This window comes from Cupriavidus sp. 01L45 (genome assembly GCF_056399885.1).
This window is the reverse complement of record NZ_JBFTSG010000160.1, coordinates 1-1,084: the sequence shown is the minus strand read 5'-3', so window position 1 is coordinate 1,084 and position 1,084 is coordinate 1. Positions and strand designations below refer to the sequence as shown.

The window sequence follows — 1,084 nt, the reverse complement described above, 5'->3', positions numbered from 1 at the left end:
TTCAGCGCGTAGTCGCGTGCGCGGCAATAGCGCTGTTCTTCGGGTGTCATGGCCTGCTCGACGCCGCCGGGGAGGTACTGGCGGACGCCGATGTCTTCGAGTGGCTGCGGGTCGTTCAGGACCGGGATCAGCACCGGGACGAACTTTGGAATTCTCCAGGCACGGAAGTGATAGAACGTCCATAGAAAGTACTGTTTCCCATCGCGCCATTTCGTTCCTAACTCATAGGCCATGCGTTCCATGCTGCCGGGATCATCCAGTAGTGCAAGTCCGAGAACCGCACCCTGACGCACGCCATAATATTTCGCTTCCAGGTATGGTCTGATATCGGCAACGCGTTGCTCCACAGGAACAGATATCTGGGCCATGGTCAGCAGGAGGTTTTTGTCTCGCGCATTTTCCGGAGGCCGCAGTTTTGCCTTGAGAATGGGGTAGACCTCAGGCCGCGGATCTTCGATCAAGCCATAGATGCTGTTGTATCCGCCGCCATTGCCGAAGCCCTGCGCTAGAAGCAGCGCGGATTCTTGTGTGCGGATCTGCCTCAAGCAAGCATAAGCGGCATCCTTCGTCTCACTCTCCTTGGCGGCCTCGGTGAGGTTATTGGCATAGCGTTTGGCGAGAATGGCCTTGATCTCCGGAATGACCTCGCTCCGGTAAGTGCGGCAGTATGTCTTGGCTTCGTCCCATTTTTCGTCGTCAATCAGTTGAGCCAGGGTTGGCATGGCTTGGGTCTCCTGAGCGGGTGCGGTTTGCGCGGTGGCGGATAGGGCCGGCATTGCCGTGGCAATGCCGCAGAAGAGCGTCAGGCAAACACGCCATGACCGGGTTCGGCGTCGATGTCTTGGTTCCATGTTGTCGGTCGTCGTCCTCAATCCGCTGGCGTAACCGGGTATGGCGCATCCGTCACGGTGTAGCCAAGATCGCGCAGTTTCTGTTTGACGAGTTCACGCTGTTCCTTGGTGTAGGTGACGTGTTCCTCGATCTTGAACGGCAGGTCCAGTTTCAGTGTCTTGGCGATGATGTTCAGCGCGTAGTCGCGTGCGCGGCAATAGCGCTGTTCTTCGGGTGTCATGGCCTGCTCGAC

Annotated in this window: 2 protein-coding genes; both read right to left on the bottom strand. The window is 57.7% G+C overall.

Annotated features, from left to right (window positions below; translation table 11 throughout):
• Window positions 1-722: hypothetical protein (locus AC1DT6_RS40530; RefSeq protein ID WP_441637768.1), on the bottom strand; the 722-nt coding region annotated here is incomplete at its 3' end.
• Between the two features lie 146 nt (window positions 723-868).
• On the bottom strand, window positions 869-1,084 hold a 216-nt coding region (locus tag AC1DT6_RS40525; RefSeq protein ID WP_441629333.1), incomplete at its 5' end, for a hypothetical protein.